1 protein-coding gene is annotated in these 250 nt (G+C 72.0%); it reads left to right on the forward strand.

Annotated features, from left to right (window positions below; translation table 11 throughout):
- Nucleotides 1–250 (forward strand): AMP-binding protein (locus LQ326_RS47620; protein ID WP_234545440.1); only part of this gene is annotated, 250 nt, incomplete at both ends.

Consider the following 250-nt stretch of genomic DNA (forward strand, 5'->3'; position numbering starts at 1 on the left):
ACCTGGACGTCGAGCCGTCGACGGTGGTGGAGCGGTTCCGCAGGTGGGTGGCTGAGTCCCCGGACGCGGTGGCGTTGCGTTCGGGTGGGCGTTCGTCGACCTATGCGGAGGTGGATGCGCGTTCGGATGCGTGGGCGCGTGGGCTGGTGGCGCGTGGGGTGGGTCGGGAGTCGCGGGTGGGGCTGTGTCTGCCGCGTGGGACCGACATGGTGGTGGCGATCCTGGCGGTGTGGAAGGCGGGCGGGGCGTA

Origin of the sequence: Streptomyces shenzhenensis, from assembly GCF_021462265.1 — a bacterium.
In the GTDB taxonomy this organism is placed as follows: Bacteria; Actinomycetota; Actinomycetes; order Streptomycetales; family Streptomycetaceae; genus Streptomyces; species Streptomyces shenzhenensis.